The 8,113-nt window shown below is 62.8% G+C and carries 8 protein-coding genes; 4 read left to right on the top strand and 4 right to left on the bottom strand.

All coding sequences use genetic code 11. The annotated features are described in order from the left end of the window. Nucleotides 1-251: coproporphyrinogen III oxidase (locus tag VEK15_18860; protein HXV62767.1), on the bottom strand; the 251-nt coding region annotated here is incomplete at its 3' end. Nucleotides 252-354: 103 nt separating this feature from the next. Continuing rightward, on the bottom strand, nt 355-1,398 hold the full coding sequence (locus VEK15_18855) for a peptidyl-alpha-hydroxyglycine alpha-amidating lyase family protein (protein HXV62766.1): 1,044 nt from the start codon (nt 1,396-1,398) through the stop codon (nt 355-357). 278 nt (nt 1,399-1,676) lie between these two features. Here VEK15_18855 and VEK15_18850 point away from each other — a divergent pair, with 278 nt between their 5' ends. Continuing rightward, nucleotides 1,677-2,066: a HEPN domain-containing protein gene (locus tag VEK15_18850; GenBank protein ID HXV62765.1), complete on the top strand. Its 390-nt coding sequence runs from the start codon at nt 1,677-1,679 to the stop codon at nt 2,064-2,066. Further along, complete coding sequence (locus VEK15_18845) at nt 2,014-2,325, top strand: nucleotidyltransferase domain-containing protein (GenBank protein ID HXV62764.1); 312 nt, start codon at nt 2,014-2,016, stop codon at nt 2,323-2,325. The genes VEK15_18850 and VEK15_18845 overlap by 53 nt, the downstream gene beginning before the upstream one ends. Nucleotides 2,326-2,430: 105 nt before the next feature. On the opposite strand, the gene VEK15_18840 is transcribed toward VEK15_18845, so the two are convergent. Continuing rightward, on the bottom strand, nt 2,431-2,700 hold the full coding sequence (locus VEK15_18840) for a hypothetical protein (protein HXV62763.1): 270 nt from the start codon (nt 2,698-2,700) through the stop codon (nt 2,431-2,433). Between the two features lie 84 nt (nt 2,701-2,784). Between VEK15_18840 and VEK15_18835 the strand changes: the two genes are divergently transcribed. Both VEK15_18835 and VEK15_18830 read left to right on the top strand, forming a co-directional pair. Then, nucleotides 2,785-6,048, top strand: a complete 3,264-nt coding sequence (locus VEK15_18835) for an amidohydrolase family protein (protein HXV62762.1) — start codon at nt 2,785-2,787, stop codon at nt 6,046-6,048. A 124-nt stretch (nt 6,049-6,172) separates the two neighbouring features. Further along, entirely contained in the window at nt 6,173-6,655 is a 483-nt protein-coding gene (locus VEK15_18830; GenBank protein ID HXV62761.1) for a hypothetical protein, read from the top strand. 168 nt (nt 6,656-6,823) lie between these two features. On the opposite strand, the gene VEK15_18825 is transcribed toward VEK15_18830, so the two are convergent. Next, nucleotides 6,824-8,113 (bottom strand): tetratricopeptide repeat protein (locus VEK15_18825; GenBank protein ID HXV62760.1); only part of this gene is annotated, 1,290 nt, incomplete at its 5' end.

The following is an 8,113-nucleotide window of genomic DNA, read 5'->3' as shown; positions in this document are numbered from 1 at the left end:
AGCGCTTCGTCGTAGCGCTCGACGTCCCTCGCGTTCTTGTCGGTGTAAACCCGAAAATAGCAAAATTTGCAGCGCTTCCGGCAAAAGGGAACATGGAGGTATAGCCCCAGGGGGACGGAAGGATCGGGGCTCCGGTCGAGGACTTTTTCGACCTTTGAGAGATGATCTGCGCTCCAGAAGAAGAAGGGAGGGTAGTTCGCGATGAAATAGCTACCGACCTCGGTGCCGCGCGGGTCGGTGGTCGCTTCCATGGTCTTTCACTCTCACTTCCTGCTTCCTCCTCCGCGAATTGTAGCACGCTGCACGGGCTCACCTTCGCCTAGTCGAGGCGTCAGAAGATGACGCGTCTATGCGCTACGGGCGAAACCGCACCCATTTCACGACACGTTGCTGCGTGACCTCCGCTCCATAGAGATTACCCTCGTCGTCCACGGCAATCCCTTCGGGACCGCTGTAGCCCGTCACGTTGACGCGATCGTCGGGGATGAAGTGGCGCACCCAGCCGGTGCGGGCGTCGCCGATCCGGATTCCTTTTTCCCAGCCAGCATTTCGCATTCCCATGTACTCGTCGGGCGCGGGGCTCGATTCCGAATCGGCGACGTAGATGACATCGTTCGCGTCGATGAAGATACCGCTCGGGCGGCCGAACTGCGTCCAGATGGCGAGGAAGTTGCCCTCTTGATCGAAGAGCTGGATGCGGTTGTTGTAGCGATCCCCGACGAAGAGGCGGCCCTGCGAGTCCATGGCGAGCGCGTGCGGATCGCGAAACTGCTTCGGCCCGTGGCCGGTTTCGCCCCAGGTCTCGATGTAGGCTCCGTCTGCTGCCCACTTCGTGACCCGATTCACCGATTGATCGTGCGCCTCGACGATGTAGATCTCGCCGTTCGGTGCCACCAGGACGTCCGAGGGTCGCCTGAGGTGCCGCGGCGGATCGCCCGGCACTCCCGGCTCGCCGATCGTCATCAGAAGCTCGCCGCTCGGGTTGAACTTGTAGACGACGTGTCCGGTGTCGGTAGCACCTTCACGCCAGGCGTCGGTGACCCAGAGGTTGCCGTCGCCGTCCACGTCGATCCCATGCGGCCAGGCGAACATGCCCGAACCGAAGCTGCGGAGGAGCTTTCCCTCCTTCGTGAAAAGCAGGACGGGATCGACGTCCGAGCCGACACAGGTATTGGCGCCGCACCGCTCGACGACCCAGATGTTGCCATCGGCAGCGATATCCACCGCGCTGGTGGATCCGAACGTTCGGCCGTCGGGTAGCTCGCCCCAGTCCACGATCGGGCGAAACGGGTTCGTCGTCATCGACTGGGCCTCGAGGCGACTCGAGCTCGCCACGACCATCACTGCCACCCCGACGACCGCCACCGCCCGCATCCAGCTCAACCGATTATTACGCATCGTTTCTCCTCCCAGAGTGCTCAGTGCCGTGGCGGACCCGTGATCGATCGTTCCGCCAACGGCTCGGACTGTTTACGGCGCGGCAAGCGCGCCGGGCTCGCTCCGCTCGCGCAGGCTGGACTGTACTTTTTCATCAGCCTGCTCGTGGAACGGGGGCAAGGGCCCGCTCGCGAAACGCGTAGTCTAGCAGGCTTCGCTCCGCGAGCGCGGCCGGCGTGGACACTGAGATGGGAAACGGCGACATGATACGATGACGTCAAGCGCGTTTACCGAAAGACATGAACCGGTGGCGAGATTGGCGCGAGCAGTCGTATCGGGATCTGCGCCACGCGGAGAACGCGCGAGACGACGACGATTTCGAATGGAGCGCGTTCGCCGCACAGCAGTCGGCGGAAAAAGCGCTCGAGGGACTTATCATGGAAAAGGGTGGGGAGCCCTGGGGACACTCGGTGACAGGCCTCGCCGAGGCCTTGCCTGCCGGCATCTCGGCTCCCGCGGACATCTTGGAGGCGGCGCGACGCCTCGATAAGCACTACACGCGCTATCCGAATGGCTTCGCCGAGGGCTATCCGGGGAAGTTCTACACTCGAGGCGAAGCCGAGGGAGCCATCGCCGATGCCTCACAGATCATCGAGTTCTGCCGGAGCCACCCACCTCGATCGGGCTGAGCGCATCGATGAGCTGCGGCAGGCCGCGAGCAGGGCCAAGAAGAACGTCCCGGGCATCGAAAGGATTGTGCTCTTCGGGTCGCTCGTCGCGGGCAACCCCACGCCTCGTTCCGATGCCGACTTGCTCGTTGTCGTCGATACGAGCTCTCACCGGGAGCCTCGAAATCGGAACCCGGAGATGATGGGAACGCTCGCTCCGCTTCCTTGTCCCCTCGATCTCTTCGTACTGACCCGCGACGAGGTGGAGCGTTTTCAGTAGCGAAGGCTCACCCCTTCTCCGCGTAGCGCTCGAAACCGGAAGAGATCTCCTCTGAAAGTAGCGACGCTCGATTGGACGTTGTCAGTCACCCACTCGAGACAAAGTTCAGCGATCCCCTTTGTTCTGTCTGACGCTCGGCCCACCGAACCCGTGGGTCGACTCGTGCGGAGCCGTCGTTTGTCCCGCCGCGCCAGTCGCCTGGTGGCTGCCCTCGAAGATCTCGATGGTCCCCGCTTCGACGAGCTTCTTGACTGCCGGGTGAGACGCATCGGTATCTCGGATTTGTCCCGTCTTTCGCGGACCGAGGTGCAGCGCTTTGCCCCTCGGCAACGGAACCTTGATCGCGGAGTGAGTCTTGTTGGTCACGGTTTTCATGGCGAACCTCTTCTCTCCATGCGTTCCAAGGCCATTCTAACCCGACCGAGAGGTTATGATTAGGCCCTTGTTGGAGAGAAGAAAATGAAGCTCGCTTCGCTTCTTGCGCTCGCGCTGTCCTTTCAAGAGACCGCCGAGATCGAAAAAGTGTGGGACGTCACGCTCGCCCGCGGCGAGACCCGCGACATCCTCTTTTCGACTTCCGAAGGCACGTTCATGTCCGTCGACGTCTCCCCCGATGGCACGTGGATCGTCTTCGACCTGCTGGCTCATGTGTACCGACTTCCCATCAGCGGGGGTGAGGCGAGTTGCCTGACTCAGGACAGCGGCGTCGCGACCAACTACCACCCGGCCATCTCGCCCGACGGAGCACGGATCGCCTTCGTCTCCGACCGCAAGGGACAGAACAACCTCTGGATCATGGATGCCGACGGAAGCAACCCGCGCGCCGTGTTCACCGACGACAACGTCCGTGTCTTCGAGCCCGTGTGGACGCCCGATGGGGACTACGTCATCGTTCGACGGCAGGAGCTCGGCGACCGGCGTCGGCCGACCAAGAACGGTCTCTGGATGTACCACCGGGAGGGCGGCACCGGCGTCGAGCTCGTGGGACAGGATGTGCCAGGAGCTGCCTGGCCGTCCGTTTCGTCGGACGGCGCCTACGTCTATTTTCACGCGACCGATGCGCCTCCGCTGCCGTCGGGTTATCGCGATCCAGTCAAAGGGTATACGCAGATTCGGCGCCTCGAGCGAGCCACGGGTACGATCACCCCCGTGACCGAAGGTAGGGCGGAGCAGCAGATTCGTTCCTCCAGCGGCGGAGGGTATGCCGCCGAGGTCTCGCCCGATGGACGCTACCTGAGCTTCGCGAGACGCATTCCCGATGGGACGATCTCGTACAAAGGGCATCGTTTCGGTCCACGCACCGCCTTGTGGCGGCGGGAACTCGTGAGCGGCGCCGAACGTCTGCTCATGGATCCCATCGAAGTCGACATGGCCGAAGGCATGAAGACCCTTCGGGTCCTACCGGGCTACAGCTGGTCCTCGGACGGGAGCTTCATCGTCATCTCCCAGGGCGGAAAGCTGCGCAAGCTGAACGTCGAAAGCGGCGCCGTCGAGACGATTCCGTTCACCGCGCGGGTGGAACGAACGATCTCGGAGATGACGCGCGCGAGCTTTCGCGTGAGCGATGGTCCCTTCCCCGCTCGGTTCCTCCGATGGGCCACGACGCATGGCGCCACGATCGCGTTTCAAGCCGTCGGGAAGATCTGGACGGTCGCCTCCGGTGGCACTCCGCGAAGATTGACCCCCGCGAGCTTCGAGCCCTTCGAGTACGCTCCGGCCTGGTCTCCCGATGGAAGCTCGATCGCGTTCACAACCTGGGACGTCGAAGAGGGAGGCCACCTGTACCGTGTTGGAGCATCGGGGGGTACGCCGCAACGGCTCACCCGGACTGCGGGAGAGTACGTGCATCCAGTATGGAGCCCCGACGGGTCGACCCTCGTCGTGGCTCGGGGCTCGGGTGCCACCGCGCGCCACTCCTCGTGGGCGATGAACGCCTATTACGATCTCGTCGCGATTCCCGCCTCAGGGGGAGATCCGACACCCCTCGTTCGCGTCGAGCCAACCGGCTCGCGGGCCCAGATCGTGAGGGCGTCGTTCGGTCCCGACGGACGGCTGTTCTATCCAGAGCCCGGCTCGGAGAAACAGGAAGGGAACGAGATCCCGTTCACACTGCTCGTCTCCGTCCGTCCCGACGGCACGGATCGGCGGGAGCATTTGAAATTCCATTTCGCCGACGAAATCGTGCCCTCGCCCGATGGGAAGCGGGTCGCGTTTCAGGAAGGCGACAACGTTTACGTCGCCGCCTTTCCCTATAACGTTTCGGGCAAACTGCCGATCGAGATCGACAAAAGGAAGGGTTCCGTGCCCGTGACGCAGGTAAGTCTGGAGGGTGGGCTCTATCCGCGCTGGCTCGACGCGAACCAACTCGAGTACGGGAGCGCCAACCGGCACTTCGTCTACGACGTGACGAGCGGCGAGTCGGAGACGACGGAGGTCGACTTGCGCGTGCCTCGACGTCTCCCGGGCGGGACCATCGCGCTCGTTGGCGCTCGCGTCATCACCCCGCACGATGGTCAGGTGTACGAGAGCGCCACCATCGTCGTCGATCGCGCCCGCATCGCATGCCTGGGTCCATGCGATACGTCCGCAGCGGACCGAACCATCGACCTGTCGGGAAAAACTATCATCCCCGGCCTCGTCGACATGCATGCCCACCATTACCGCGAGCATCGGGGCATCCATCCGGCTCGCGATTTCGAGAAAGCCATCTACCTCGCATACGGGGTCACGACCAACCTCGACAATTCGATGTGGTCCCAGAACGTTTTCCCCGCTGCCGAGCTGATCGAAGCGGGGCTCATCGTCGGCCCGCGGACGTTCTCGACGGGAGATCCTCTTTATCGCGGAGACGGCCCGCGCCAGAACGAGCTCGGAAGCTACGAGGTCACCGAGCAGAACATCGAAAGGCTTGCCTCCTGGGGCGCGACGGCTATCAAACAGTACCTCCAGCCCCGCCGCGATCAGAGGCAGTGGGTTTCGGACATCGCCCGCAAGAAGAAATTGATGGTCACCGCCGAAGGGAGCGACCTCGCCTACAACCTCTCGATGATCATGGACGGACAAACAGCATGGGAGCATCCGATGAGCTACATGCCGATCTATGGCGACGCCGCCAAGTTCTTTGGGCTCGCGGGCGCCGTCTATTCCCCCACGTTCATCGTCGGGGGGCCGGGCCCGTGGAACGAGGAGTACTTCTTCCAGAAGTACGACGTGTGGAAGGACGAAAAGCAGCGGCGCTGGCTCCCCTGGCGCCAGCTCGTGCCCCACACGAGACGCCGGATGCTGAGGCCGGAGACGGACTACAGCTTTCCCCTCATCGCCCAGGGCCTGGCCGATATCATCGAGCAGGGCGGCCACGGCGCCATCGGCTCACACGGCCAGCAGCACGGAATCGCGCCTCACTGGGAGGTCTGGATGGCGGCCTCGGCGCTCGGGCCCATGGGAGCGCTGCACATCGCGACTGCGGACGGAGCGCACTTTCTCGGCGCGGAGCAGGACCTCGGGAGCCTGGAGGCGGGAAAACTGGCCGACCTGATCGTGCTGGGGTCGAATCCCCTTGATGCCATCGAGAACACGCTCGACATGCTCTACGTGATGAAAGGCGGGGTTCTCTACGAAGCCGACACCCTCGACGAGATCTGGCCCGAGGAACGTCCATTTGGAGAACGATTCTGGGTCGACGAGGATGCGCTGCAGGCCGACGAGAAGCCCATTGAGCGATGAAGCAGGAAATCCCTCCTCATGGTAAACTATGTTAGCTTCATAACCCCACGATCCAGGGCGGGCCTCGGCTGAGTCGCCCTCCCGCTGAGCGACGATTCCAAGTTCTTAGTACAGGTAGACAACGATGACGAATTCAATCCAAGAGAAGATCGTTAAGCTCCGCATCAATGCGTCGGGAAAGCGCATCATCGGATTTGTGGATCTATTTGCGAAGGATGCCGGCACCACCCACCCGCGGATCTCGGACATCCTGAACAACGTGGAGCCCTTTTTGCTAATCCGTGAGGCAGAGGACTCGGCCGGTGAGGAACGGGGCTTTCAAGCCATTCCCAAGGATTCTCTCAGCTACGTCGAAGCCCTGGACGAACCGGAGAATCCGGCCTGGCTCTGCAAGGCGGGCGATAGGCGACGGATCACGGTGGAGCTGAGAGAGCCCTCGGCGACGGTCAAGGGAGACATCCTCGTTCCCACCGGGAGCAAGCTTTCCGAGGTGCTCAACGACTCACGACGATTCATCAACGTCCTTTCCGCCGAGTTCGTCGACTCCGTCGAGCGGTACCGGTATCTCGCCGTCAACAAGAGCCACGTCGTCGCCCTGAAGGCGTGAGGGCGAAAACAGCAGGCGAGAACCCGCTCACATCCTCTTTCGCTGTCCCCGGCCTCCGCTTTCGTGCAAAAACTTCGGAATGGCGACATCCTCGATGGGCCCGCCGATGAAGTAGCGCACGAGCGCCGCGAGCTTGAGCGGTCTTCATCGCTCGAGATTCTGGAGCGCCTAACCGCGTGAGGAGGCGATCCGCGTCAGCTTCTCTCGGGTCTCTTCGATGCGCTCTCGATCGAGATCGCCGTCTTTCCAGAGTTCATGGAAGCGGCGGTAGTTCCCGCTCGCGGCCTCCTGGTCGCCCAAGGACTCGTGAATCCGCCCGAGGAAATAGAAACTCCGGACGTAGGGAATCGGCCACCAGATGTGCTCGCCTTCGCTCTCAGTGATCCGCTCGAACCACACGAGGGCTTCACCGTCTCGGCCGGCCGCGAGGTAGGCCAAGCCGAGCGAGTACCAGATCGGGACGTGTGGGGGCGGATCTCTTCCCATCAAAGTGAACCCTCGCGGAAGGAGCAACGAGCGAGCTTTTTCGAGCTCGACGATCGCGGCTTGCGGTTCATCTCTCGCGAGAGCGATCTCGCCGACGAGGTGATGGTGACGCCGCGTCTCTTTCTGCGTCGGCATCGACTCAGTGCGCTCGAGCAACTTCGCGGCCCGTGCTTCGGCTTCGTGGATCCGACCCGACGCCGCCAGGGCCGAGGCCTCATAGAAAAGTCCTTCCCACTCGGGATAGTTGCCTTCGCCTTCCCTCTGAGCACTGCGGGCAAGCTCGAGAGCCCGCTCGGCCTCTCCCTGAGCCAGGAGAACGCGGGCCGCCTGGGTTCTCGCCGCCGCACTCCGGGTTCTCGGGTATTCGTAGGCCGACGCCGCCTGGTCGAGAAGCTCGAGGGCATCGGCGGCCTTTCCGCGATAGAGCGAAACGAGTGCGAGGCGGCGCAGCGCCTCCCATTTGGAGGTGGGACTCCGGAGGGAGGTCAAGGGCTTCATGGCCGCTTCCGCCTCTCGCCAGCCCTCGCGGAGGATGCCGAGCTCGAACCGACCAAAATGCGTTCCGGGCCGATCCGGATCGGTGGCCTCCGCGGTCTCGAACGCTTCGATGGCGGCATCGTACTTTCCCGCTCGGATCCAGTGCTCGCCCAGACCCGCATAGACTTCAGCTCGATCGGGAAAACGGGTCATGAAGGACTCGATGAGCTCGTAGGCGATGTCGAACCGCTGCTGATACTCATACGCAGAGGCGAGCTGGTTGTATGCCATCCACAGGGGATGCTGCATTCGCGTCACGATCTCCCAATGGGTAATCGCTTCGTCGACGCGCTCGAGGAGAAAGAGGCGCCGGGCGAGGACGTGATGGCTGGCAATCTCGCCGGTCAGCTCGATGTGCTTTGCGATCTTCTCGATCGCTTGGTCATAGGTCTCCTCCCGGAGCGCGTAGTAGAACCCTTCGACGGAATAGCGCTC

It is taken from the genome of Vicinamibacteria bacterium (assembly GCA_035620555.1).
Classification (GTDB): Bacteria; Acidobacteriota; Vicinamibacteria; order Marinacidobacterales; family SMYC01; genus DASPGQ01.
Note: the sequence above shows the minus strand (reverse complement) of the source record. Positions and strands in the feature narration are given on the sequence as shown.

Bases quoted from the DNA above. Each gene is read 5' to 3' on its own strand.
- VEK15_18850 (HXV62765.1), top strand. From the start codon at position 1,677: ATGAACCGGTGGCGAGATTGGCGCGAGCAGTCGTATCGGGATCTGCGC.
- VEK15_18845 (HXV62764.1), top strand. From the start codon at position 2,014: ATGCCTCACAGATCATCGAGTTCTGCCGGAGCCACCCACCTCGATCGG.
- VEK15_18835 (HXV62762.1), top strand. From the start codon at position 2,785: ATGAAGCTCGCTTCGCTTCTTGCGCTCGCGCTGTCCTTTCAAGAGACC.
- VEK15_18830 (HXV62761.1), top strand. From the start codon at position 6,173: ATGACGAATTCAATCCAAGAGAAGATCGTTAAGCTCCGCATCAATGCG.
- VEK15_18855 (HXV62766.1), bottom strand. From the start codon at position 1,398: ATGCGTAATAATCGGTTGAGCTGGATGCGGGCGGTGGCGGTCGTCGGG.
- VEK15_18840 (HXV62763.1), bottom strand. From the start codon at position 2,700: ATGAAAACCGTGACCAACAAGACTCACTCCGCGATCAAGGTTCCGTTG.